The sequence below is a fragment of the Streptomyces huiliensis genome (assembly GCF_020037025.1).
GTDB lineage: Bacteria > Actinomycetota > Actinomycetes > Streptomycetales > Streptomycetaceae > Streptomyces > Streptomyces huiliensis.
Map to the genome: position 1 here is coordinate 1 of NZ_JAIQLH010000063.1, position 25,346 is coordinate 25,346.

The window sequence follows — 25,346 nt, forward strand, 5'->3', positions numbered from 1 at the left end:
CTCGGCTGCGCCGAGGCGGGCCTCGCGGACGCCAGCGTGCGGCTGGCCGGCTGCTGCACCCCGGTGCCCCCGGACGAGGTCACCGGCTTCGCCGTGCGCGGCGGCGCCGTGACCGTGCACCGTGCCCAGTGCCCGGCGGTGGCGCGGATGACCGGGGCCGGCCGGCGGCGGATCGCCGTGCGCTGGCGGCGGCCGGACGGTACCGGGCCCGGGGACTTCCGCGTCACCCTGCGCGCCGAGTCGTTCAGCCGCCCGCACCTGCTCGCCGACCTCACCGAGGTCATCGCGGCGGAGGGCGTCGCCGTCATCTCGGCCGCCGTCGAACCACCGCACGAGCAGCGCGTCCGCCACACCTACACCCTCCATCTGCCCGACGCCGCCCACCTGCCCGAGCTGATGCGCGCCATGCGCCGGGTCCCCGGCGTGTACGACGTGGGGCGCGCGGGCTGGCCGGTCGCCACGCCGTTGTGACGCCCTTTGCGCCCCTGCCGCGGCCCCCGTTGTGACCGCAGGTGCCACCGCGCTCCCGGAGGCGTACGCGCCCCCGGCGCACCGCCCGTACGAGTGGGACCGCGCGCGCCGCGCCCCGGAGACGACGGCGCGCTGATAGCGGTGGACGCATGCCGCACTCTCCCCAGGCCCGCCTCCCGCACCACCGCCCCCCTCACCACCGCCGCCGGCTCCGCCGCACCGCCCTCGCCGCCGCCGTGCCGCTGCTGCTCCTGACCGCCGCCGCGCCGCCGCCCGCCCCGCTGGGCATCGGCGACCGGCTCTTCCCCCACCTCGGCAATCCGGGCTACCACGTCACCGACTACGCCCTCGCCTTCGACTACCGGGGGAACGACAAGCCGCTGGACGCCGTGACCACGATCGAGGCCCGGTCCACCGAACGCCTGACGCGGTTCAACCTCGACTTCGCCCGCGGCACCGTGCGGTCGATCGAGGTGAACGGGGCGCACGCCGAGTTCACCCCCGTCGAGGAGGACCTCGTCGTCACCCCGGCCCGCCCGGTGCCCCGCCACACCCCTTTCACGGTCACCGTCCACCACACCAGCGACCCCCGGGGCGGCAGGGAGGGCGGCTGGGTTACCACCAAGGACGGCCTGGTCATGGCCAACCAGGCGGACGCCGCGCATCGCGTCTTCCCCGGCAGCGACCACCCCTCCGAGAAGGCGGACTTCCGCTTCCGGATCCGCGCCCCCAAGGAGCTCACCGTCGTCGCCAACGGGGTCGCCACCGGGCGCACCACCCAGGGCGCCACCACCACCTGGACCTACCGCACCCGCCACCCCATGGCCACCGAGCTCGTCCAGGTCGCCATCGGCCGCTCCGCCGTCCTGGAGGCCACCGGCCCGCACGGCCTGCCGCTGCGCAGCGTGGTGCCGGCCGGCGCGCGGGACGGGCTGGCGCCCTGGGTGGCGAAGACCCCGGAGCAGCTGACCTGGCTGGAACGGCGGCTCGGCCGGTACCCCTTCGAGAACTACGGCGTGCTCATGGCCGAGGCGACGACCGGCTTCGAGCTGGAGACCCAGACCCTCTCCCTCTTCGAGCGCGACCTGTTCACCAAGCGGACCGTGCCGTCCTGGTACCTGGAGTCGGTCATGGTCCACGAGCTGGCGCACCAGTGGTTCGGCGACAGCGTCACCCCGCGCACCTGGGGCGACCTCTGGCTCAACGAGGCCCACGCGACCTGGTACGAGGCCGAGTACGCCGAGCACAAGGGCGGCCGCAAGCTCGCCGACCGGATGCGCCGGGCGTACGAGTACTCGGACCTCATGCGCGCCGACGGAGGCGCGCCCGCCGCCCTGAAGCAGCCCGCCCCCGGCAGGAAGGTCGCCATCTTCCGGCCGGTCGTCTACGACGGCGGCGCCGTGGTGCTCTACGCCCTCCGGCAGAAGATCGGCGCCCGCGCCTTCGAGGAGCTGGAGCGCGCCTGGGTCGACCGGTACGCGGACGGGACGGTGTCCACCGCCGACTTCGTCGCCCTCGCCTCGAAGGCCGCCCACCGGGACCTGTCCGGCTTCCTGCTCCCCTGGCTCTACGACACCACCACCCCGCCCATGCCCGGCCACCCGGACTGGAAGGCCACCCGGAAACCGGCGTGACGGCCCCGACGCGGCGTGGGACCATCTTCGGGTCGGCGGGCGCCGGCCCCGGGAATCCCCGGAGGCGGTCCGGCGTTGTCGACATGTGGGTCCCCGCCCGGGGACGCCACCGTGCGCCAGCACGACCCGACGAAGCAAAGGATCACATGACCTCCACTTCTTCCCTTCCCCAGGACCGGCAGAGCCTCCCGGAGAGCCTTCGGGCCGACGCCCTGATGGAAGAGGACGTCGCCTGGAGCCACGAGATCGACGGGGAGCGGGACGGGGACCAGTACGACCGCTCCGAGCGCGCGGCCCTGCGCCGCGTCGCGGGCCTGTCCACCGAGCTGGAGGACGTCACCGAGGTCGAGTACCGGCAGCTGCGCCTGGAGCGCGTGGTGCTGGTCGGCGTCTGGACGTCCGGCACGGTGCGGGACGCCGAGAACTCCCTGGCGGAGCTCGCCGCGCTCGCGGAGACCGCGGGCGCCCTGGTGCTCGACGGCGTGGTCCAGCGCCGCGACAAGCCGGACCCGGCCACGTACATCGGCTCCGGCAAGGCCCAGGAGCTGCGGGACATCGTCCTGGAGTCCGGAGCCGACACCGTCGTCTGCGACGGTGAGCTCAGCCCCGGCCAGCTCATCCATCTGGAAGACGTCGTCAAGGTGAAGGTGGTCGACCGTACCGCCCTGATCCTGGACATCTTCGCCCAGCACGCCAAGTCCCGTGAGGGCAAGGCGCAGGTCGCCCTCGCGCAGATGCAGTACATGCTGCCCCGGCTGCGCGGCTGGGGCCAGTCGCTGTCCCGGCAGATGGGTGGCGGTGGCTCCGGTTCCTCGGGCGGCGGCATGGCCACCCGCGGTCCCGGTGAGACCAAGATCGAGACAGACCGGCGGCGGATCCGCGAGAAGATGGCGAAGATGCGCCGGGAGATCGCGGAGATGAAGACCGGGCGCGACATCAAGCGCCAGGAGCGCCGCCGCAACAAGGTGCCCTCGGTCGCCATCGCCGGCTACACCAACGCCGGCAAGTCCTCGCTGCTCAACCGCCTCACCGGCGCCGGTGTCCTGGTGGAGAACGCCCTGTTCGCCACCCTGGACCCGACCGTCCGGCGGGCCGAGACGCCCGGCGGACGGCTCTACACCCTCGCCGACACCGTCGGCTTCGTCCGCCACCTGCCGCACCACCTCGTCGAGGCGTTCCGCTCCACCATGGAGGAGGTCGGCGACTCCGACCTCATCCTGCACGTGGTGGACGGCTCGCACCCGGCGCCGGAGGAGCAGCTGGCGGCGGTCCGCGAGGTGATCCGCGACGTGGGCGCGCTCGACGTGCCCGAGATCGTCGTGATCAACAAGGCCGACGCGGCCGACCCGCTCACCCTGCAGCGCCTGCTGCGCGTCGAGCGAAACGCGATCGCGGTCTCCGCGCGCACCGGCGAGGGCATCGACGAGCTGCTCGCCCTCATCGACGAGCGGCTGCCCCGCCCGGCGGTCGAGGTCGAGGCGCTGGTGCCGTACACGCAGGGGTCGCTGACCGCGCGGATCCACTCCGAGGGCGAGATCATCTCCGAGGAGCACACCGCGGAGGGCACCCTCGTCCGGGCCCGGGTGCACGAGGAACTGGCCGCGGACCTGCGGCCGTTCGTCCCGGCCGCCTGAGTCGCACGAGTCGCACGAGTGAAGGGCCCGCCCCCTTTCGGGAGCGGGCCCTTCGCCGTACGCGGACCGTCAGCGCGTCGCCGCGAACTTCTTGCTGACGGCCTGGTAGATGCCCTTGGCCTCCGGGCCCAGGTGCGGCCCGGCGAGCCAGCGGCTGTCGGACGGGCCGACGGAGGTGTTGGACACCAGCACCGCCTTGCCGCCCGGGCCGACGCGGAACCAGCCGCCGCCCGAGGAGCCGCCGGTCATCGTGCAGCCGATGCGGTACATCGTCGGCTGCGCGCTGTCCAGGGTGAGCCGCCCCGGCCGGTCGATGCAGTCGTACATCCGCTGGCCGTCGAACGGCGGCGCGGCCGGGTAGCCCCAGGCGCCCATCGACGGGATGGACTTCACCTGCGGCGCGTCGAAGTCCACGGCCAGCGCGCGGCCGACGGTCTCCTCCAGCGACTTGCCCGAGCCCTGCTCCGGCTTCACGTGCAGCACGGCGAAGTCGTACGGGGCGCCCGCGCCGCCGCTGGACGCGCCCTGGGCGATCCACTGGCTCGACGTCTGCGCCCAGTCCGCCCACCACACGCCGTACGGCGCGACCTGCCGCACCGGCGCGGAGTTCACCCGCGAGCCGGGCAGGCCCTGGTTGTTGTACGACGGCACGAAGGCGATGTTGCGGTACCAGCCGCCCTTCTGGCCCGCGTGCACGCAGTGGCCCGCCGTCCACACCATGTTGGACTTGCCCGGGTGTGCCGGGTCCTTGACGACCGTCGCCGAGCAGACCATGTGGCCCTGCGGGCTGTCGAAGAAGACCTTGCCGACCGGGGCGGCGTTGTCGCTGTACGGCCGCTTCACCTCACGGGCCTTCACCGGCCGCGGCTCCGGATCGGTGACGCCCTGGTCGCCCTGGGACGAGCCGCCCGGGGGAGTGCCCGGAGCGTCCTTGACGGTCTTGTCACTGGAACGGGCGTCCTTCATCGAGTCCGGCTTCCAGTGGCCCTCGATGATCGGGTTCATGAAGTCCCGGGCCTCGCGCAGCCACCGGTCCTTGTCCCACTTCTTCCAGGCGCCGCCCTTCCACTTCTCCAGGTCCTGGAGGGTGAGCCCCTTGGGCAGCTTGAACCCGTCCAGGCCCTGGGCGCTCGCCGACGCGGTGGGCTTGTCGCCGCCGTCGGCCTTGGCGTCGTCGTCGGACGGGCCGCAGGCGGCGGTCAGCGCCAGCACGGACGCGACGGCGACCGCAGCCAGGGTGCGCGGCCCCCGCCGGAGTCCCCGCCTGCGGACGACGGGCGGGCGTTGGGATGACATGGAGTGTTTCTCCCCCGTTCGGTGACACATGTGCGGGTGCGTGTCGGCGTCCGCGGACCTGTCCGGGCGGACTTGTCATGCACCGCCCCGGTGGCGGGGCAGGGACACCCTAGCCCGACGCCGCGGGGGACGGGCCGGGGCGGCACGCCGGTGCCGATGTGGCACGCGCCGCACCTTCTCCGCCGCTTCTCTGTCGGCACCCGTGATCCGGACGGCCCGGCGTCGTTGGTACGTACGGGGGACGTCCGGCGTTCAACAGGAGGAGGACACAGGTCGTGGCCTTGACCCAGCCACCGGCGGCGCTCTCGGCGGTGTTCTCCGCGGGACGGGGCGGACCGCGCCGGGAGTCCGCGGCCCGCGCGTACGCCTGCCCGCTGCCCGTCGTCCCGGCGCGCACCCGAGGCCTGACGGTCGAGGCGGCCGACGGCCGCCGCTACCTCGACTGCTTCCCCGGCGGCGGCGCGCTCGTCCTCGGCCACCACCACCCGGTGGTGCGCGAGGCCGTCCGCTCCGCGCTCGCCCGCGGGGTCCCGCCGGCCGAGGTGTTCGCCGACGAGCTGCGGGCCGTCCTGCCCGGACGGCTGGCGGACCGCGCCCGCCTCCGCTTCTGCGCACCCACCCGGGAGGCGGCGCTCGCGGTGGCGCGGGCGCTGGCGGGCGGCGCCGGGGCGCTCGTCGAGACCGTCGGTGCCTCCGGTGAGGGGGACGCCGACGGGTCCCGGGGCGGTGACCTCGCCGCTGTCCGTACGGCCGCGGGGGCTTTCGGCGGCGCGGGCGGCGACGGCTTCTCCAGGGCGCGCGACCTCGCCGCCGCCCGGACGCTCACCGGCCGCTCGGGGGCCGGACCCGACGGGGACGGGGGAGGCGAGGCCCCGGCCGGCGGCGGGGCGACCGCCCGGGCGCTCCTCGGGCCTCCCGGGGCCGGATCCGGTGAGGAAGGAGCGGGGGACCGCCCGACTCGCGACGCCGAGGCGGCCTGGACGCTCGTCGGGGCACAGCCCGGCGGGGGCGGGAGAGACGGCGCGCCGCTTCGTGACCCTGCCACCGCCCGCGCCGAGGGCCTGGCCGGAACCGTCCCCGGCGCCCGCGACCGTACCCTCCTCATCGCCGACGAGACGTGCACCGGCCTCGGCCGCACGGGCGTCTTCTGGGGCGTGGAGCACACGGGCCGCGTCCCCGACGTGATGGTCCTGGCGGGCGCGATCGGCGGCGGACTGCCGCTCGCCCTCCTCGTCCACGACGTGCCCGCCGCCCACCAGGAGCGGGACGCGCACGGCAACCGGCTCGCCATGGCGGCCGGCGCGGCCACGCTGCGGTACGTCCGGGAGAACGGCCTGGTCCCACGGGCCGCGGCTCTGGGAGCGCGGATGCTCTCGCGGCTCCGCCGGGCCGTCGCCGACCGCGACGCGGTCGACGCCGTGCACGGCCGCGGTCTGCTGCTGGACGTCACCTGCGCCGACGCCGCCACGGCCGAGGCGGTCCGCCGGGCCTGCCTCCGCCGCGGCCTCCTCGTCGGAACGGACGGCACCGACCCCCGCCTGCTGCGCCTCCTGCCACCCCTCACCCTCACCGACGACCAGGCGGAGGCCGTACTCGACCGCTTCACCGACGCGGTCGGCGCTGTGTGCGGGGGCCCTCGGGCGGGCGGACCGGTGGAGGCCGGCGGGCCGGCCCCGGCCCGACCCGGCGGACGCGCACGGCCCCGCGCGTCGGGGGCGGGAGGTCTGGTGGCGGTCGGGGACGGGGAACGCGCGGTGCCGGAGCAGGCGCCCGCGTCCGGGGCGGGCTCCGTCGCGGGAGACGGCTCGCCGGTGTCCGGAGGGGGCGCCGAGGGGACGGAGGGGCACAGCCCTTCCGCTGCCACCCGGACGCCCCCCGCGCCGCTGCCGGGTGAGGTACCGCCGCCGGAGGCCCGGGCGGCCCACTGGACACGGCCCGGGCCGCGCGCCTTGCCGGAGGACACCACGTCCGTCGGCACCGCCTCCCCGGCCGCCGTGCTCCCCGAGGCGCCCCCGCCCGGGGCCGCGACCCCGGCCGCCGGGCCCCGCGTGTTCCGTCAGGGCATGGCGTCCGTGGACATCGAGTCCGTCGGCACCGCCTCCCCGGCCGCCGTGCTCCCCGAGGCGCCCCCGCCCGGGGCCGCGACCCCGGCCGCCGGGCCCCGCGTGTTCCGTCAGGGCATGGCGTCCGTGGACATCGAGTCCGTCGGCACCGCCTCCCCGGCCGCCGTGCTCCCCGAGGCGCCCCCGCCCGGGGCCGCGACCCCGGCCGCCGGGCCCCGCGTGTTCCGTCAGGGCATGGCGTCCGTGGACATCGAGTCCGTCGGCACCGCCTCCCCGGCCGCCGTGCTCCCCGAGGCGCCCCCGCCCGGGGCCGCGACCCCGGCCGCCGGGCCCCGCGTGTTCCGTCAGGGCATGGCGTCCGTGGACATCGAGTCCGTCGGCACCGCCTCCCCGGCCGCCGTGCTCCCCGAGGCGCCCCCGCCCGGGGCCGCGACCCCGGCCGCCGGGCCCCGCGTGTTCCGTCAGGGCATGGCGTCCGTGGACATCGAGTCCGTCGGCACCGCCTCCCCGGCCGCCGTGCTCCCCGAGGCGCCCCCGCCCGGGGCCGCGACCCCGGCCGCCGGGCCCCGCGTGTTCCGTCAGGGCATGGCGTCCGTGGACATCGAGTCCGTCGGCACCGCCTCCCCGGCCGCCGTGCTCCCCGAGGCGCCCCCGCCCGGGGCCGCGACCCCGGCCGCCGGGCCCCGCGTGTTCCGTCAGGACATCGTGTCCGTGGACATCGAGTCCGTCGGCACCGCCTCCCCGGGTGCCGTGCTCCCCGAGGCGCCCCCGCCCAGGGCTGCCGGCCCGGCCGCCGGGCCCCGCGCGCTCCGGCAGGACCTCGCGTCCGGCACGGCCGTCGCCCCGCGGCCGCCCGTCGCCCCACGGCAGTCCGTCAGCCCGCGGAAGGAGGCAGGCGAGGCCCCGGCCTGACGGCCCGGCCCGCCGCACCGTATGAACGCACGCCCCGCCACGTCGGTGATCCCGGCCCCGGCACGCCCGAGCACACCCCGTCCCGTACCGCGGAACGGCGGGCAGCCCTGGTCGGCGCCCGGCGCGCCCGCCGACCCCCTTGACCATCCCGATCCCGCGACCGCCGCGGACAGCGCCGCCGTCGACGGTCTCCTGCGCTGCTGGGTGCGCGAGCACGACGTCGACCGGCCGCCCGGCGGCTGTCTGCAGCTGCCACTCGCCGCCGGCGGGATCGTCCTGCACGTCCCCGTGCGCTACTGGTCGCCCACCGGGCGGCACCGCTTCGGCGCTCCGACGCTGCTGAACGCCCCGGACGGCGCACCGGCGCTCGACGCCGTCACCCTGGCCGCGCTCCTCGGCCGCGAGGCCGCGTACGCCAGGGGCCGGGGGTACGTCGCCGGGCTGGTCGGACGGGTCGCCGACTCGGTGCGCCGGACGGCGGTGTTCGTAGAGGAGCGCCGGGCCCGCCCGGCCGATCCCGCCACCGACGCCCTGTTCCTGCACGGCGAGCAGGCGTCGTTCCTGGGGCATCCCTGGCACCCCGCGCCCCAGAGCCGCGAAGGATTCACCGCCGCCGAGTCCCCGCGCTACGCGCCCGAGTGCCGGGGCGGTTTCCCGCTGCACTGGCTGGCCGTCCACCGGTCCGTCCTGGCCGCCGACTCGGCCTGGACGGAACGCGGCCGGCCCGTCGAGGCGGCGACGCTCGCGGCCCGCCTCCTGCCCCAGGACCCCGGGCCGCACCTCCCGCCGGACACCGTGCCGCTGCCGCTCCACCCCTGGCAGGCCCGCGACGTCCGCTGCCGCCCCGCCGTGGCCGAGCTCCTCGACGCCGGACTCGTCCACGATCTCGGGCCGCACGGCGCGCCCTGGTACCCGACCTCGTCCGTCCGCACCGTGCACCGGCCGGACGCCCCGGTGATGCTCAAGCTCGCGCTGGGCGTGCGCCTCGCCGGCCGCACCCGCGAGCCGAGCCGGGCGGAGCTGCGCCGCGGCGTCGCCCTGCACCGGCTGCTGCGCGGCGGCCTCGCCGAGCGCTGGCGCGCGGCCTGCCCGGGCGGCCTGGGCTTTGACGTGGTCCGCGACCCCGCCTGGCTCGCCGTCGACACCCCCGGCGGCGGCCCCGCGCCCGGCCTCGCCGCCGTCCTCCGGCACAACCCCTTCGGCCCCGGTGACGACGCCGTCTGCCTCGCCGGGCTGACCTCGCTCCGCCCCTGGCCGGGCCGCACGGCACCGGCCGGGCACCCGGCCGTCTCCTCCCGGCTCGCCGAGACCGTCCACCGGCTCGCCCTGCGCACCGGCCGCCCGGTCGCGGTGATCGCCGTCGAATGGTTCCTGCGCTACCTCGGGGCGGTCGTCCGCCCGCTCCTCTGGCTCGACGGCGAGGCGGGCGTCGTGCTGGCCGCGCACCAGCAGAACACCCTCGTCCTGCTGGACCGGGACGGCTGGCCGGTCGGCGGCCGGTACCGCGGCGGGCAGCTCGCCGCGTTCCGCGAGTCCGTCCGGGACGCGCTCGCCGCCCGGCTCCCGGCCCCCGCCGCGGACGAAGCGGAGGCGTTCCTGCCGGACGGCGCGGCCGACGAGCGGTTCGCCCACGACCTGGGCTGCGACAACGTCCTCGGTCTCGTCGGCGCGTTCGGCTCCCAGCGGCTCGCCGACGAGCGGATCCTGCTGGCGGCCCTCCGCCGGTTCCTGGCCCGCGCCGCCACCGGGCCGGACGCCACCCGCTCGTCCCTGCCGCGCCGCCTGCTGGACGCGCCCACCCTGCGCTGCCCGGCCCACCTGCTGGGCGAGCTGGCCGGGGACGCTGCCGGGCCGCCGTACGTCACGATCGCCAACCCCCTTGCCGCGCCCGGGCGATGAGCGCGGCGGAGGAGACGCCGGCGGGCGGCGGCGTGGGGCGGTTGTCGCGGACGGGGCCCGCGATGTCGGTGCCGCCCCGTAGGCTGGAGAGGCTATGACTGCCACCCCCACGCCCTCCGCGTCCCCCGCCCCGTCCGGGTCCCGGCCCGACCTCACCGCCCTGCTGCACGCGGCCGTCGCCGCGGTCGGCGGCACCGAGCGCCCCGGCCAGGTTGCCATGGCCGAGGCGGTCGCCGAGGCCGTCGACGGCACCTCGCACCTGCTCGTCCAGGCGGGGACGGGCACCGGCAAGTCCCTCGGCTACCTCGTGCCCGCCCTGGCGCACGGGGAGCGGGTGGTGGTCGCCACCGCGACGCTCGCGCTCCAGCGCCAGCTCGTCGAGCGCGACCTGCCGCGGACCGTCGAGGCCCTGCACCCGCTGCTGCGCAGGCGCCCCGAGTTCGCCATGCTCAAGGGCCGCTCCAACTACCTCTGCCTGCACCGGCTGCACGAGGGCGTGCCGCAGGAGGAGGAAGACGGCCTCTTCGACCCCTTCGAGTCGGCCGCCCCCACCAGCAAGCTCGGCAAGGACCTGCTCCGGCTGCGCGACTGGTCCGACGAGACGGAGACCGGCGACCGGGACGACCTCACGCCGGGCGTCTCCGACCGCGCCTGGTCCCAGGTCTCGGTCACCTCGCGGGAGTGCCTGTCCGCCTCGAAGTGCGCCTACGGCGCGGAGTGCTTCGCGGAGGCGGCCCGGGAGCGGGCCAAGCTCGCCGACGTCGTCGTCACCAACCACGCCCTGCTGGCCATCGACGCCATCGAGGGCGCGCCGGTGCTGCCCCAGCACGAGGTGCTGATCGTCGACGAGGCGCACGAGCTGGTCTCCCGCGTCACCGGCGTCGCCACCGGCGAGCTCACGCCGGGCCGCGTCAACCAGGCCGTCCGGCGCGCGGCCAAGCTGGTCGACGAGAAGGTGGCCGACGCCCTCCAGACGGCCGCCGAGAGCTTCGAGCGGCTGATGGAGCTGGCCCTGCCCGGGCGTCTTGAGGAGATTCCCGAGGACCTCGGCTACGCCCTGGTGTCGCTGCGGGACGCGGCGCGGACGGTCGTCTCGGCGCTCGGCACGACGCGCGACAAGTCCGTCCAGGATGAGGACGCCGTCCGCAAGCAGGCGCTCGCCGCGGTGGAGAACGTGCACGCGGTCGCGGAGCGCATCGTGGCCGGCTCCGAGTACGACGTGGTCTGGTACGAGCGGCACGACCGTTACGGCGCGTCCCTTCGGGTGGCCCCGCTCTCGGTCTCCGGGCTGCTGCGGGAGAAGCTCTTCAGCGAGCGGTCCGTGGTCCTCACCTCGGCCACGCTCAAGCTCGGCGGCGACTTCAACGGCGTCGGCGCCTCGCTCGGTCTCGCCCCCGAGGGCGTCACCGGCGAGGACCTGCCCGAGTGGAAGGGCGTGGACGTCGGCTCGCCGTTCGACTACCCCAAGCAGGGCATCCTCTACGTCGCCCGGCACCTGTCCCAGCCCGGCCGGGAGGGCGGCCGGGCCGACATGCTCGACGAGCTGACCGAGCTCATCCAGGCGGCGGGCGGACGGACGCTCGGCCTCTTCTCGTCGATGCGCGCCGCCCAGGCCGCGGCCGAGGCGCTGCGCGGGCGGCTCGACACGCCGATCCTGCTCCAGGGCGAGGACACCCTCGGCGAGCTGATCAAGAACTTCGCCGCCGACCCGGAGACGTGTCTTTTCGGCACCCTCTCGCTCTGGCAGGGCGTCGACGTGCCGGGGCCCAGCTGCCAGCTGGTCGTGATGGACCGGGTGCCCTTCCCGCGCCCCGACGACCCGCTGATGAGCGCCCGGCAGCGGGCGGTGGAGCAGGCGGGCGGCAACGGCTTCATGTCCGTCGCCGCGACGCACGCGGCCCTGCTGATGGCCCAGGGCGCGGGGCGACTGGTCCGGGCCACGGGCGACCGGGGCGTGGTGGCGGTGCTCGACCCGCGGCTGGCGACGGCGCGGTACGGGTCGTTCCTGCGCTCTTCGCTGCCGGATTTCTGGTACACGACCGACCGCAATCAGGTCCGCCGCTCGCTGGCGGCCATCGACGCGGCGGCCAAGGCGGAGAATCGCTGAGCCCGTCGCGTCGATCGTCACCTCGCCCGGCCGGTGGGCCGGGTGTGTGGGATGCGTCGGACGGGAGCCCCGCCGAACCGCGCGAGTCGGTGCGGAGTACCGGACGGTGAACCGCCGTTGCGGTATTTCCGTTCGCAATGCGGGGGCCGGAATTCAGGACGCGATCCGTTCCCCGCTTCCCACACGGAGTTCCCCGCTTCCCGTGCGGAAAGGGCGCGGGGAACTCCGGGCCGGCTCTGTGGACGGATCCGCTCCGCGGACAGGGGAGAGCCCCGGAACCGGCGCAGTGATTCCGGGGCCCGGTCTCGGTCCGCTCAGACCCGCCGCAGTACGGCCACGACCTTGCCCAGGATCGTCGCCTCGTCGCCGGGGATGGGCTGGTACGCGGCGTTGTGCGGCAGCAGCCACACGTGGCCGTCCTCGCGCCGGAAGCGCTTGACCGTCGCTTCCCCGTCGAGCATCGCGGCCACGATGTCACCGTTCTCCGCGACCGGCTGGCGGCGGACCGTCACCCAGTCCCCGTCGCAGATGGCGGCCTCGATCATGGAGTCGCCGACCACCTTGAGGACGAACAGCTCGCCGTCGCCCACCAGCTGCCGGGGGAGGGGGAACACGTCCTCGACCGACTCCTCCGCGAGGATCGGGCCGCCGGCGGCGATCCGGCCGACGAGCGGGACGTAGGACGCGGCGGGTTTGCCGGTGGTGTCCGTCGGCTGGGAGCTGGGCTGGTCGGAGCCGCGCACCTCGTAGGCGCGGGGGCGGTGCGGATCCCTGCGCAGGAAGCCCTTGCGCTCCAGCGCCATCAGCTGGTGCGCGACCGAGGAGGTGCTGGAGAGCCCCACCGCCTGGCCGATCTCGCGCATGGACGGTGGGTAGCCGCGCCGCTGCACCGAGTCCCGGATGACCTCGATGACGCGCCGCTGCCGGTCGGTGAGACCGGAGCTGTCCGCGCGGATTCCGGGTGGCCGCCCGGGAAGCGAACGGGCCGGCTTCTGGCCCTCGCTGTTCATACTGGTGTCGTTCATCGGGTGTGTCTGGTCGAGTCGGTTCTGGGAGCGGTCCTGGGCGGTGATGGTGGCGCTGTTTGCGGTGGTGGTCACGTCGGCCCCTCTCGAAATGTTCTCCCTAGCTGGACAACGGTAGTTGCTTTCGAAAGGTTGCGCCAAACACACGTTCGAGTGAAATATCGCTGATTCGCTGACTTGATCAGGCGTGAGGGTGTACGAGCGAAGATCAATTCAGCTCGCGACTGGCCTTCCGCCGCCTTCGGGCCGCCTTGTCCGCGCGCGATTCCGGGAATTCGGGGGATCGCCCCTTCCCGGGCTCCGCCCGCTCTGCCGTTCCCGGTGGTCGGTAATTCCCGCAATTCACGGTCCGGCCGCACCAGTGTGGCATCCGCCCGGACGCCCCCCGCCCCCGAGGGGTCCCGCCGGCCCCGCTCGCGTACCCTCGACGTCGGCCCTGCGGTCCGCTCCGAGGTCGGCCCTGTGGTCCGCTCCGAGACCGGTCCGAGGTTGTCCGGCTCGTCGCGCACCCCAGCCTGTCGCGGCCGTCCCGCACCCGAGTCCGCCGGCCCCGCGGACGGCCGTCCACCGGCCTCTCGGCGGGCCGTGCACCCACCCCGGCGCCCGCCCCGTCCCGCGGCCTCCTGGCGGCCGTCCGACGCCGCTCCGGGGCCGCATTTCGGGCCCTCCGTGCGGGCCGTCCCCCGCCGCGGCCCCGCGACACGCGCTGGGCCCGCTTGGCGACCGGACACCAGATCTAGTGGTTTGATTGCGGCAGCCGCCCACAAGTTGTGGTCGGTGGCCGATCCCGGTCATCCCCACCCATGGCCATCGCCTATGCTTGGGGCTGCTTCACGGGGCCCTGTCGCCAGGGCCGGCCGGAGCCGTGGATCGTGCACGTCCCCCGGGTCTCCCGGGGATCTCGTCGAGGGTGAAGGAAGGTGGAGAGCCATGCACTGCCCCTTCTGCAGGCACCCCGACAGCAGAGTCGTCGACAGCCGGACCACGGACGACGGCTGCTCGATTCGCAGGCGCCGCCAGTGCCCCGACTGCTCCCGCAGGTTCACGACGGTCGAGACCGCGTCCCTGATGGTGATCAAGCGGAGCGGGGTGACCGAGCCGTTCAGCCGCACCAAGGTGATCTCCGGCGTGCGGAAGGCGTGCCAGGGCCGCCCCGTCACCGAGGACGCCCTGGCCAAGCTCGGCCAGCGGGTCGAGGAGGCCGTGCGCGCCACCGGCAGCGCCGAGCTCACCACGCACGACGTCGGACTCGCCATACTCGGCCCGCTCAAGGACCTCGACCTCGTGGCCTATCTGCGGTTCGCGTCCGTGTACCAGGCGTTCGACTCGCTCGAGGACTTCGAGGCGGCCGTCGCCGAACTGCGTGACAGCATTCCCGGCGCCCCCGACGGCGCCGGCCAGGAGGGCCGGGACGGCCCCGTGAAGGACGCCGGCGGTCGCGGCGGGGACCTGGACGTCCCCGCGCCCGCCACGGCCGCCGACTGAGCGGCTCCATACGAGACCTGCCCGGTGCGCCCCCGCGCACCCGGGCGAACGACACACATCGCGCCATGGAAGAAATGTGCGCACAAGGGCGTTTTCGCCCGGTAGAGGGAGGCGTGGCATGACAGAGACGACGAGCGGCCCGGCACGAGGTTCCCGCTCCAAGGGGAACAAGGGCGGCAAGGGTCTGCGCATCGAACGCATCCACACCACCCCCGGCGTGCACCCCTACGACGAGGTGGTCTGGGAGCGTCGTGACGTCGTCATGACCAACTGGCGCGACGGCTCCATCAACTTCGAGCAGCGCGGCGTCGAGTTCCCCGACTTCTGGTCGGTGAACGCGGTCAACATCGTCACGAGCAAGTACTTCCGGGGCGCGGTCGGCTCCCCCGAGCGCGAGGCCAGCCTCCGCCAGCTGATCGACCGCGTGGTGCTCACCTACCGCAAGGCCGGTGAGGAGCACGGGTACTTCGCCTCCCCGGCGGACGCCGAGATCTTCGAGCACGAGCTGACCTACGCCCTGCTCCACCAGGTGTTCAGCTTCAACTCGCCGGTCTGGTTCAACGTCGGCACCGCCCAGCCGCAGCAGGTCTCCGCCTGCTTCATCCTCTCCGTCGACGACTCCATGGAGTCGATCCTCGACTGGTACAAGGAAGAGGGGATGATCTTCAAGGGCGGCTCCGGCGCCGGCCTGAACCTCTCCCGCATCCGCTCCTCCAAGGAGCTCCTCTCCTCCGGCGGCAACGCCTCGGGACCGGTGTCGTTCATGCGCGGCGCCGACGCCTCCGCCGGCACCATCAAGTCCGGTGGCGCCACCCGCCGCGCGGCCAAGATGGTCGTCCTCGACGTCGACCACCCGGACGTCGAGGCCTTCATCGACACCAAGGTGAAGGAGGAGGAGAAGGTCCGCGCCCTGCGCGACGCCGGGTTCGACATGGACCTGGGCGGCGACGACATCACCTCCGTCCAGTACCAGAACGCCAACAACTCCGTCCGCGTCAACGACGAGTTCATGAAGGCCGTCGAGACCGCGTCGAAGTTCGGCCTGCGCTCCCGCATGACCGGCGAGGTCATCGAGGAGGTCGACGCCAAGGCGCTCTTCCGCAAGATGGCCGAGGCCGCCTGGGCCTGCGCCGACCCGGGCATCCAGTACGACGACACCATCAACCACTGGCACACCTCGCCGGAGTCGGGCCGCATCACCGCGTCCAATCCGTGCAGCGAGTACATGCACCTGGACAACTCCTCGTGTAACCTCGCCTCCCTCAACCTGATGAAGTTCCTCCGCGACGACGACCAGGGCAACCAGTCGTTCGACGCCGAGCGCTTCGCCAAGGTCGTCGAGCTGGTCATCACGGCGATGGACATCTCCATCTGCTTCGCCGACTTCCCGACCGAGAAGATCGGCGAGACCACCCGCGCCTTCCGCCAGCTGGGCATCGGCTACGCCAACCTCGGCGCCCTGCTGATGGCCACCGGCCACGCCTACGACAGCGACGGCGGCCGCGCCCTGGCCGGCGCCATCACCTCGCTGATGACCGGCACCTCCTACCGCCGCTCCGCCGAGCTGGCCGCGATCGTCGGCCCGTACGACGGTTACGCCCGCAACGCCGACGCCCACCAGCGCGTCATGAAGCAGCACGCGGACGCCAACACCGTCGCCACCCGCATGGACGACCTGGACACCCCGGTCTGGGCCGCGGCGACCGAGGCCTGGCAGGACGTGATCCGCCTCGGCGAGAAGAACGGCTTCCGCAACGCCCAGGCGTCCGTGCTGGCCCCCACCGGCACCATCGGCCTGATGATGGACTGCGACACCACGGGCGTCGAGCCGGACCTGGCCCTGGTCAAGTTCAAGAAGCTCGTCGGCGGCGGCTCGATGCAGATCGTGAACAACACGGTCCCCAAGGCCCTCAAGCGCCTGGGCTACCTGCCCGAGCAGGTCGAGGCGATCGTCGCCCACATCGCCGAGCACGGCAACGTGATCGACGCCCCGGGCCTGAAGGCCGAGCACTACGAGGTCTTCGACTGCGCCATGGGCGAGCGCGCGATCTCCGCCATGGGCCACGTGCGCATGATGGCCGCCGCGCAGCCGTTCCTCTCCGGCGCGATCTCCAAGACCGTCAACCTGCCCGAGTCGGCCACCGTCGAGGAGGTCGAGGAGGTCTACTTCGAGGGCTGGAAGATGGGCCTGAAGGCCCTCGCGATCTACCGCGACAACTGCAAGGTCGGCCAGCCGCTCTCCGCCAAGAAGAAGGAGGAGAAGAAGGCCGAGGTCGTTCCCGCGGTGGCCGAGAAGGTCGTCGAGTACCGCCCGGTCCGCAAGCGCCTCCCGAAGGGCCGCCCGGGGATCACCACCTCCTTCACGGTCGGCGGCGCCGAGGGCTACATGACGGCCAACTCCTACCCGGACGACGGCCTGGGCGAGGTCTTCCTGAAGATGTCCAAGCAGGGCTCGACCCTCGCGGGCATGATGGACGCCTTCTCCATCGCCGTCTCGGTGGGCCTCCAGTACGGCGTGCCGCTGGAGACCTACGTCTCGAAGTTCACCAACATGCGCTTCGAGCCGGCCGGCATGACGGACGACCCGGACGTGCGGATGGCGCAGTCGATCGTCGACTACATCTTCCGCCGCCTCGCGCTGGACTTCCTGCCGTTCGAGACCCGCTCGGCGCTCGGCATCCACTCGGCCGAGGAGCGCCAGCGCCACCTCGACACCGGCTCCTACGAGCCGTCCGACGAGGACATGGACGTCGAGAGCCTCGCCCAGTCGGCCCCGCGCCAGGTGGAGGTCCCGAAGCCGGAGGCCGCCCCCGCCGCGGCCGCCGTCCCGGCGCCGAAGCAGCCGCACAACTCCACCGAACTGATGGAGATGCAGCTCGGCCTGAACGCGGACGCCCCGCTCTGCTTCTCCTGCGGCACCAAGATGCGCCGCGCGGGCAGCTGCTACCTGTGCGAGGGCTGCGGCTCGACCAGCGGCTGCAGCTGACGCCGGGCGGAGCCGCGTCGGATGCCACGTCCGACGTAGTCCGCGCACGTAGCTGACCAGCAGCTCACGAAGGGGACCGGCCGTCGGCCGGTCCCCTTCGCCGTGTCGCTGACCAGGGCGGCGCGACCGGCGCCCGGGCCCGGAGACCTTGACCGCGCCGGGTCTGTCGCTCGCGGGCGCCGTGCGGTGGATTCCGGGCGGACGGAGAACGCGTTCGCCGACCGGGACGCCGGTTGGTCCGGCACGGGACCGATCGATGCGCGGTCACCGTCGGCCTCGCCCTGCTCGCCGCCGTGGGAACGGCCGACGACATCCCGATGATCCAAACGATCGGGCTGCTCTCCGACCACTTCACGACCGCCCTGCTCGCCCAGCACCTGACCACGGAGTCTCCTGAGGCCGCCGGGTGCACCGCGGAGCGGCAGTGGGTGCTTCGGGCGGCCTACCTCTCGGACCTCGACCGAGAGGCGTGGGTCCAGACCGCACGCGCCGGGCTCGCGGCGGATGACCACCGGATGCGGTGGCTCGCCACCACCGGGCGCCACGGCTGAGGCTGCGTGCGTTCCCCGACCGGGAGCCGGACGCCGAGGAATAGCCGACGTGCCGGCCGTGGCCCGCTCCGGCGCCGCCGTCGCCGAGCTCGCCGCCAGGCCTTACCTGTCCGAGGGGACCGTGCGGAACCACCTGTCAGCGCGTGGGCGCCTTGACGCAGGTGAACTCCCCTCGCGTCTACGGGACGTGATGTAGCGAGCGGATGCGGAGGTGCGAAGAACGGAGGCCGGGCCGGGGGTGCGCTCCGGTGGCGCCGCCGGTGAACGGTGAGCGGGGTGACGGAAGTTGACTCCGGGATCGGAGCCGCGCGGTGGGGCGCGACCGGACGCCGACGCACCGCGCGGGCCGCCCGGCGGCGCTCGTTCGCGGCGTGATGCGGGCCACTTCCGGCGCCGTACGATGACGTGGTGCTGATCAAGTGGATTCGCTGCGTCGTGGTGGACCGCCGGGGCTTCGACCGGGCGCAGCGGAAGTGGGCGGGGCTGCTGGGTGAGCCGGGTTTCCTGAGCCAGGGGGGTGGATGGAGCCGGAGCCGGCCCGACGTGGTGCACCTCTTCGGGTTCTGGGAGAGCAGGGCGTTCTACGACTCCTTCATGGCGCGATCGCACGACCGGCTGGCGGCGGCCCAGGCGGGTACGTACAGGGACCTCCGGGTGCGGCTGTTCGAGCACTGTCTGGACGTGAAGGTGGGATTCCGCCCGGAGTTCACGGACGCGGACGTGGTGCGGATCGCGCACTGCCGGGTCCGGGAGGAGCGGGAGGAGCACTTCCGCGCCATGCAGGAGAAGGTGTGGAACCCGGCGATGGCGGGCTCGCCCGGGATGCTGCGCGGCATGCTCGGCGCCGCGCCGGGCCCGGAGTTCCTGGTCCTCTCGATGTGGAACTCCGAGGCCGAGCACGGGAAATACCGCGCGGAGCGCGTGGAGCGGCTGGCGGCGCGCGCTCAGATGGAGGCGGACGTGGCGGCCGTCGACGGCGACGTCGTCGGGGTGGAACCGGACTGGACCGTGTGACGGGAGCCGCTCGCCCGGGCGTTCACGCCGTGCGCGGATCCGCGTACACGCCCGCCCGGGCGGCGGCGAGGGCCGCCGCCGCGGCCTGGTCCGCGACGGCCGCGTCGACGGGTTCGCGGGTGACGAAGAGGCGGAGGAAGAGGGGGGCGCCGACCGCCCGGGCGAGCGCGCCCGGGTCGGTGCCGGCCGGGACCTCGCCGCGGTCCGCGGCTCGCGCGACGAGCGGGGCGCAGCGCCGGAAGCGCTCGTCGTAGAAGGCGCGGAGGGCCTGTGCGGCGCGGTCCGAGTGGAAGGCCGCGGCGATGAAGGCGGCCGGGGCCGCCGCGGTCGCCGGGTCGGTGAAGGTCTCCAGGATCTCCCGGGCGAGGGCCCGCAGGTCGCCGTCGAGGGAGCCGGTGTCGGGCGGTGTCCAGGCGTCCTCGCCGGCCAGGTCGAGGGCGTCCGCGAGCATGCCCTCCACGCCGCCCCAGCGCCGGTAGAGCGTGGTCTTGTGGACGCCCGAGCGCTCGGCGACGTACTCGACGGTGAGGCCCGGGTAGCCGTGCTCGACCAGGCCACTGAGGACGGCGTCCCGGACGGCGGTACGGGTGCGAGCGGTGCGGCCGCCGGGGCGGACGGTGCCCGGGGTCGGGGGACTGGGGGTGTCCTGATCCGCTGACAAGTGCAACTCCAGTTGTATTAGACGGCGGGCTGTGTCATGCTGTCATCGTAACGCCATCGGAGTTGCGTTTGGCGGCCTCGGTCGCCGAAGGGGGGAATTCGCATGCCTGCTCAGCTGTCCTTGCGTGAGGTGTCCGCGTCCCGGGGCGACCGGCCCCTGCTGGAGCGCGTGTCCATGACCGTGCGGCCGGGCGAACGCGTCGGGCTCGTCGGCGAGAACGGAGCGGGGAAGTCCACGCTCCTCAAGATCCTCGCGGGCGTGGAACCACCCGACGACGGCGCGGTCGTGACCGACGCGGACGGCGGCGTCGGCTACCTCCCGCAGACCCCCGTACTCCCGCCCGGCGGAACGGTGGCGGACGCCGTCGACGAGGCGCTGTCCGAACTCCGCGCGACCGAACGCGCGCTGCGCGAGCTGGAGCCCGTCCTCGGTGCCGGGGACGCCGGGGCGCTGGACGCGTACGGGCGGCTGCTCATCGCCTTCGAGGCCCGCGGCGGCTACGAGGCGGACGCCCGGGTGGACAAGGCCCTGCACGCCCTCGGCCTGGCCGGCGTCGGCCGTGACCGGCCGCTGGACACCCTGTCCGGCGGAGAGCGGGCCCGTCTCGGCCTGGCCTGCCTGCTCGCCGCCGCACCCGAGGTCATGCTCCTCGACGAACCGACCAACCACCTCGACGACGCGGCCCTCGCCTGGCTGGAGGACACCCTCCGGGCGCACCGCGGCACCGTCGTGGTCGTCTCGCACGACCGCGCCTTCCTCGAACGGGTCGTCACCGCCGTCGTGGAGGTCGACGCGGACCGGCGCGCCCTCGTCCGCTACGGCGGCGGGTACGCCGGCTACGTCACCGAACGGCTGGCGGCCCGACACCGCTGGGAGCAGGAGTACGAGCGGTGGTGCGCCGAGACGGAGGCCCTCGCCGAGGCGGCGTCCGGCACCGCCCGGCGCGTCGCTCCCAACCGCGCCATGAAGGACGGCAACAAGATGGCGTACGACCGGGCCGGGGGCCGGGTCCAGGCCTCCGTCGCCGGGCGGGTCCGCAACGCCGAGGAGCGGCTGCGCAGACTCCGGGCCGACCCCGTCCCGCGGCCCCCGGACCCGCTCCGCTTCACCGCCCGGCCGGTACGGGCGGGAGCGGACGGACTCCTGGCGACGCTCGACGGCGTACGGGTCGGCGACCGGCTGCGGGTCGACGCGCTCCGGATCGAGGCCGGCGGCCGGCTGCTGGTGACCGGCGCCAACGGGGCCGGCAAGTCCACGCTGCTGCGGGTGCTCGCCGGCGAGACCGACCCGGACGCCGGGACGGTGACCCGCCGCGGCCGCGTCGCCCACCTTCCGCAGGAGATCCCGGTGCCCCGGCCGGGCGACCGGCTGCTCGCCGCCTACGCGCGCGGCCTGCCCGGGGCCCCCGACGAGCAGCACGAGGCCCTGCTGTCCACCGGCCTCTTCCGGGAACGCGACCTGCACGTGCCGGCGGGCTCCCTGTCGGACGGCCAGCGCCGCAGGCTCGCCCTCGCCCGCCTGCTGGCCCGCCCCGCGGACCTGCTGCTGCTCGACGAGCCCACCAATCACCTGGCCCTCGGCCTGGTCGAGGAACTGGAGCGGGCGCTCGCCGCCTGGACCGGGGCCCTGGTCGTCGTCTCCCACGACCGGACCCTGCGGGACCGCTTCGCCGGGCGGCGGTACGAGATACGGGGCGGCCGGCTCCTGGACGCCGTGGCGGGGTGAGGCGGGCGCCCCGGGCCGCCGCGACGAAATAGGGTGGCGTCATGGCACGGCCCCGGCGCATCGTCCTCCTCCGGCACGGCGAGTCGGAGGGCAACGTCGACGACACCGTCTACGAACGCGAACCCGACCACGCCCTGGCCCTGACGGCCCTCGGCCGCCGGCAGGCCGAGGAGGCCGGGGAGCGGCTCCGGGAGCTCTTCGGGGACGAGCGGGTCTCGGCCTACGTCTCCCCCTACCGCCGGGCCCACCAGACCTTCCGCTCGCTGGGGCTCGACCCCTCCCGGGTCAGGGTCCGGGAGGAGCCCCGGCTGCGCGAGCAGGACTGGGGGAACTGGCAGGACCGGGAGGACGTGCGCCGGCAGAAGGCGTACCGCGACGCGTACGGCCACTTCTTCTACCGCTTCGCCCAGGGGGAGTCCGGAGCCGACGTCTACGATCGGGTGGGGAGCTTCCTGGAGAGTCTCTGGCGCAGTTTCGACGACCCCCGGCACCCGCCCAACGTCCTGCTGGTCACCCACGGGCTGACCATGCGGCTGTTCTGCATGCGATGGCTGCACTGGACCGTCGCGGAGTTCGAGAGCCTGTCGAACCCGGGCAACGGGGAGAGCCGGATGCTCGTGCTGGGGGCGGACGGGCGGTACCACCTGGACCGGCCGTTCGAGCGCTGGTGTACCCCTGAATCGTACGGCTTCACCGATTAGAGTTCGCTGCGATGACCGCTGACCGATTCCACCGGGCCCTCGCCAGCCTCCGCGGGCTGGCCGTGGGCGACGCCCTCGGCTCCCAGTTCTTCGTCCCCGCCAACTACCCCGCCCTCAAGCGCCGCGAACTGCCGCCCGCCCCCTGGCAGTGGACCGACGACACCGAGATGGCCTGCTCGATCGTGGCGGTCCTCGCCGCCCACGGCCGCGTCGACCAGGACGCCCTGGCCCGGTCCTTCGCCGACCACCACGACTTCGACCGGGGCTACGGCCCGGCCGTCGGCCGGATGCTCCGGCTGATCAGGGAGGGCGGCGACTGGCGCGAGCTCGCGGCGGCGCTGTTCAAGGGGCAGGGGTCCTGGGGCAACGGCGCGGCCATGCGCGTCGCCCCGCTCGGCGCCTGGTACGCGGGCGACCCCGAGCAGGCCACGCACCAGGCGGAGATCTCGGCCTACCCGACGCACCAGCACCGCGAGGCGGTGGCGGGAGCCATGGCCGTGGCAGCGGCCGCCGCCGTCGCGGCGGGGGCCGACGGTGCGGCGGTCACCGGCGAGCGGCTGCTCGACGAGGTGATCGCCCTCGTCCCGCGCAGCGCGGTGCAGGCCGGGCTGCGCAGGGCCCGCGACATGCTCGACTACGGCGACGCGACCACCGTCGCGGCCGTGCTCGGCTGCGGCCGCCGGACCAGCGCGCACGACACCGTGCCGTTCGCCCTCTGGTCCGCGGCCCGCCATCTCGGCGACTACGCGGCCGGGTTCTGGACGACGGCGTCGGTCGGCGGAGACGTCGACACCACCTGCGCGATCGTCGGCGGAGTGATCGCGGCGGCCGGCCGCGGCGCACCGCCCGCGGCCTGGCGGGAGGCCACCGAGGCCCTCCCCGGCTGGCTGCCCGCCGCACCGGACTGACCACGGAAGCGAGAACGAGGGAGGACTGAAGGGAGGACCGAAGGGAGGACTGAGGGGGCCGGGGCGGCACGGACCGCCTCCGGGGCGTACCCTTGCTGGCGCCATGCCCTACGAACCGCCTACCCACAGCGTCGAGCGCTCCCTGCGGGCGACGACCGGAGCCAGGATCGTCGCCGGCGTCGACGAGGTCGGCCGGGGCGCCTGGGCCGGCCCGGTCACCATCTGCGCGGCCGTCACCGGTCTGCGCCGCCCGCCGGAGGGGCTCACCGACTCCAAGCTGCTGACCCCCAAGCGCCGCCGGGCGCTCGCCGGACAGCTCGAGTCGTGGGTCACCGCCTACGCCCTCGGCCACGCCTCCCCCGAGGAGATCGACGAACTGGGGATGACGGCGGCGCTCAGGCTGGCGGCCGTACGGGCCCTCGACGGCCTCCCGGTGCGGCCCGACGCCGTCATCCTCGACGGCAAGCACGACTACCTCGGCGAGCCGTGGCGGGTCCGCACGGTCGTCAAGGGAGACCAGTCCTGTGTGGCCGTCGCGGCCGCGTCCGTGATCGCCAAGGTGCGGCGCGACGCGATGATGGCCGAACTGGAAGCGGACCACGCGGAGTTCGGGTTCCCCGACAACGCGGGGTACCCCTCGCCCGTCCACCGGGACGCCCTGGAACGGCTGGGACCCACGCCGCACCACCGGCTGTCCTGGGCCTACCTGGACGCGCTGCCCCGGTGGCAGCATCTGAAGCGACCGCGTCTCGCGGCCGGGGGCCCGGAGGGGCCCGCGGTCCGCGGAGCGGCGGCTCTGGAAGCCGGCGGTCAGCTCGGTTTCGATTTCTGACCGCGGAAGTGCCACCCGCCGATGCGACTCGCACCGGCGTTTGATAGACATCGACCTATGCCTCTCATCCCCGAGGAGCCTCAGATTCACGAGAGTGTCCCGGGTCCCCGCGCTGTTCCGGCCGCCGGCCGCACCGCGTCGACCCCCCGCCCCGTTCCCGGCCCCCGCCCGGCCCCCCGGCCCGGCCCCCGCGCCGCACGCCCGGTGCCCGCACCCCCGGCCCCGCGCACCCCACCCCCGGCGGCACCCGCCGCCCCCCAGGTCCAGCTGATCCCCGCTCCGGCGGAGGGTGCCCTGGACGCCGCCGACGAGGCCGTCGACCTGCTGCTCGACACCGGCCGCGCCCCCGGCGACGTCCTGGTGCTCACCACCGGGGAAGCGCACCCCTGGGCCGCCCACGAGCTGTCCTTCGGCGAGGCTTCCTACTGGGCCCAGCACGACGCCGCGGACGACGTCTTCTACGCGGACGCCGGCGCCGACCGCCTGGCGGGACGCCCCGTCGTGGTCGTCGCCGTCAACGGCGGTTCCGACGCCGCGGTGCAGCGGGCGCTGCCCGCCGCCCTGCGGCGCGCCGGAGCCCTGCTGGTCGTCTGCGGGGACAGCGCCCGCGTCAACTCCCTGCTGTCCACGGCCGTCTGACGCGGTGCCTCCACGAGGCACCGGTCCCGGCCGCACGGGCCCGGTGCCGGGTGACCCGCACGCGTGTCACCCGGCCGCGGCGTGCCGCAGCGCCACCGGGCCCGGCCCGACGGCGTCGGCCGCCCCGGCACGGTGCGCGGCGGGGCGGTGTACGGCGGAGTCATGCGCGGCGGACCGCGGGCTCCGCCCGGTCCTGCCCTCGCCGAGGACCCGCCAGCCGGCGTCCGTCAGCGTGATGTACGCCCCGCAGCGCAGCCCGTGGAGCACACAGGCGTCGCGCAGGGCCCACATCCACGCGCCGTCCTCCTGGGTCCAACGCCCGTCGCCCTCACGGCAGTAGAGCAGCACCGCCGTGCGCACCGGCGAGCGTCTGCGCAGGTCGTGCGGGATCACCCGGCGCAACCTCGCCAGCAGCGCGTTCCGCAGTTCCCAGCCGTCCGGGACCGCCGCCCGGCGGGCGAAGGAGGCGCTGGCCACCAGCCGTTCGTCCGGACCGAGGACGGCGATCACGGCCGTGTACGGCGTCGGCAGGTGCCGGGCGTGCAGCCCGGTGACCACCTCACGAGGGTTGCGCAGCAAGGGAATTCCGGCGGCCGCCCACTCGGCCGGCTCCACCACACGGGCCGGCCGCCCGGAGGCGGGCCGCGACGGGAACGGGACCGAGCCGAGGGCCATGACTCTCCCTTCGCCCAAACACCCGCGGCACCGCGGGCGTCGGCAACGAGGAACGGCAGACGGCAGCCCAGCGGGCCGTGGGGGACGGAAGCGGGGAGCCGCTCCCATTCTCTTGGCCCCGCCCGCCG

19 protein-coding genes are annotated in these 25,346 nt (G+C 74.7%); 15 read left to right on the forward strand and 4 right to left on the reverse strand.

Annotated features, from left to right (window positions below; genetic code table 11):
- The 3 genes from JNW98_RS13620 to hflX form a co-directional block, all read left to right on the forward strand.
- Positions 1-471 (forward strand): ACT domain-containing protein (locus JNW98_RS13620; RefSeq protein WP_223768447.1); only part of this gene is annotated, 471 nt, incomplete at its 5' end.
- A 149-nt stretch (positions 472-620) separates the two neighbouring features.
- A complete protein-coding gene (locus JNW98_RS13625) occupies positions 621-2,105 on the forward strand; it encodes a M1 family metallopeptidase (protein WP_223768448.1) in 1,485 nt (494 codons plus the stop codon).
- Between the two features lie 146 nt (positions 2,106-2,251).
- Positions 2,252-3,739 (forward strand): GTPase HflX, encoded by a 1,488-nt coding sequence (hflX, locus tag JNW98_RS13630; protein WP_223768449.1) that lies wholly within the window; start codon positions 2,252-2,254, stop codon positions 3,737-3,739.
- A gap of 69 nt (positions 3,740-3,808) precedes the next feature.
- Here the strand turns inward: hflX and JNW98_RS13635 are convergent, their stop codons facing one another.
- Positions 3,809-5,035, reverse strand: coding sequence for a trypsin-like serine peptidase (locus JNW98_RS13635; protein WP_223768450.1), 1,227 nt, complete (start codon positions 5,033-5,035; stop codon positions 3,809-3,811).
- 275 nt (positions 5,036-5,310) lie between these two features.
- Between JNW98_RS13635 and JNW98_RS36160 the strand changes: the two genes are divergently transcribed.
- The 3 genes from JNW98_RS36160 to JNW98_RS13650 all read left to right on the forward strand — a co-directional run bounded on the left by JNW98_RS36160 (position 5,311) and on the right by JNW98_RS13650 (position 12,016).
- The gene (locus JNW98_RS36160) at positions 5,311-8,010 is read left to right on the forward strand and encodes an aminotransferase class III-fold pyridoxal phosphate-dependent enzyme (RefSeq protein ID WP_308015595.1); all 2,700 of its coding nucleotides are present in this window, start codon (positions 5,311-5,313) and stop codon (positions 8,008-8,010) included.
- 21 nt (positions 8,011-8,031) lie between these two features.
- Positions 8,032-9,909: an IucA/IucC family protein gene (locus tag JNW98_RS13645; protein WP_223768451.1), complete on the forward strand. Its 1,878-nt coding sequence runs from the start codon at positions 8,032-8,034 to the stop codon at positions 9,907-9,909.
- A gap of 94 nt (positions 9,910-10,003) precedes the next feature.
- A complete protein-coding gene (locus tag JNW98_RS13650; protein ID WP_223768452.1) occupies positions 10,004-12,016 on the forward strand; it encodes an ATP-dependent DNA helicase in 2,013 nt (670 codons plus the stop codon).
- A gap of 314 nt (positions 12,017-12,330) precedes the next feature.
- Here JNW98_RS13650 and lexA read toward each other — a convergent pair whose 3' ends face one another.
- Entirely contained in the window at positions 12,331-13,116 is a 786-nt protein-coding gene (gene lexA / locus JNW98_RS13655; protein ID WP_223768453.1) for a transcriptional repressor LexA, read from the reverse strand.
- 855 nt (positions 13,117-13,971) lie between these two features.
- Here lexA and nrdR point away from each other — a divergent pair.
- The 4 genes from nrdR to JNW98_RS13675 all read left to right on the forward strand — a co-directional run bounded on the left by nrdR (position 13,972) and on the right by JNW98_RS13675 (position 19,077).
- The gene (nrdR, locus tag JNW98_RS13660) at positions 13,972-14,526 is read left to right on the forward strand and encodes a transcriptional regulator NrdR (RefSeq protein WP_223768454.1); all 555 of its coding nucleotides are present in this window, start codon (positions 13,972-13,974) and stop codon (positions 14,524-14,526) included.
- 118 nt (positions 14,527-14,644) lie between these two features.
- A complete protein-coding gene (locus JNW98_RS13665; protein ID WP_223768455.1) occupies positions 14,645-17,512 on the forward strand; it encodes a vitamin B12-dependent ribonucleotide reductase in 2,868 nt (955 codons plus the stop codon).
- A 233-nt stretch (positions 17,513-17,745) separates the two neighbouring features.
- Entirely contained in the window at positions 17,746-18,063 is a 318-nt protein-coding gene (locus JNW98_RS13670; protein ID WP_223768456.1) for a hypothetical protein, read from the forward strand.
- 408 nt (positions 18,064-18,471) lie between these two features.
- On the forward strand, positions 18,472-19,077 hold the full coding sequence (locus JNW98_RS13675) for a YdbC family protein (RefSeq protein ID WP_223768457.1): 606 nt from the start codon (positions 18,472-18,474) through the stop codon (positions 19,075-19,077).
- Positions 19,078-19,099: 22 nt separating this feature from the next.
- Here JNW98_RS13675 and JNW98_RS13680 read toward each other — a convergent pair whose 3' ends face one another.
- A complete protein-coding gene (locus tag JNW98_RS13680; protein WP_223768458.1) occupies positions 19,100-19,738 on the reverse strand; it encodes a TetR/AcrR family transcriptional regulator in 639 nt (212 codons plus the stop codon).
- Between the two features lie 102 nt (positions 19,739-19,840).
- Here JNW98_RS13680 and abc-f point away from each other — a divergent pair, with 102 nt between their 5' ends.
- The 5 genes from abc-f to JNW98_RS13705 all read left to right on the forward strand — a co-directional run bounded on the left by abc-f (position 19,841) and on the right by JNW98_RS13705 (position 24,543).
- Entirely contained in the window at positions 19,841-21,463 is a 1,623-nt protein-coding gene (gene abc-f / locus JNW98_RS13685) for a ribosomal protection-like ABC-F family protein (RefSeq protein WP_223768459.1), read from the forward strand.
- A 41-nt stretch (positions 21,464-21,504) separates the two neighbouring features.
- A complete protein-coding gene (locus JNW98_RS13690) occupies positions 21,505-22,164 on the forward strand; it encodes a histidine phosphatase family protein (protein ID WP_223768460.1) in 660 nt (219 codons plus the stop codon).
- 11 nt (positions 22,165-22,175) lie between these two features.
- Positions 22,176-23,072, forward strand: coding sequence for an ADP-ribosylglycohydrolase family protein (locus tag JNW98_RS13695; protein ID WP_223768461.1), 897 nt, complete (start codon positions 22,176-22,178; stop codon positions 23,070-23,072).
- Between the two features lie 103 nt (positions 23,073-23,175).
- Positions 23,176-23,904, forward strand: coding sequence for a ribonuclease HII (gene rnhB / locus JNW98_RS13700; protein WP_223768462.1), 729 nt, complete (start codon positions 23,176-23,178; stop codon positions 23,902-23,904).
- Positions 23,905-23,961: 57 nt separating this feature from the next.
- Positions 23,962-24,543 carry a hypothetical protein gene (locus tag JNW98_RS13705; RefSeq protein WP_223768463.1) on the forward strand — a complete coding sequence of 194 codons (582 nt, stop codon included), beginning with the start codon at positions 23,962-23,964 and terminating at the stop codon, positions 24,541-24,543.
- A 66-nt stretch (positions 24,544-24,609) separates the two neighbouring features.
- Here the strand turns inward: JNW98_RS13705 and JNW98_RS13710 are convergent, their stop codons facing one another.
- Positions 24,610-25,218: a hypothetical protein gene (locus tag JNW98_RS13710; RefSeq protein WP_223768464.1), complete on the reverse strand. Its 609-nt coding sequence runs from the start codon at positions 25,216-25,218 to the stop codon at positions 24,610-24,612.
- Between the last annotated feature and the right edge of the window lie 128 nt (positions 25,219-25,346).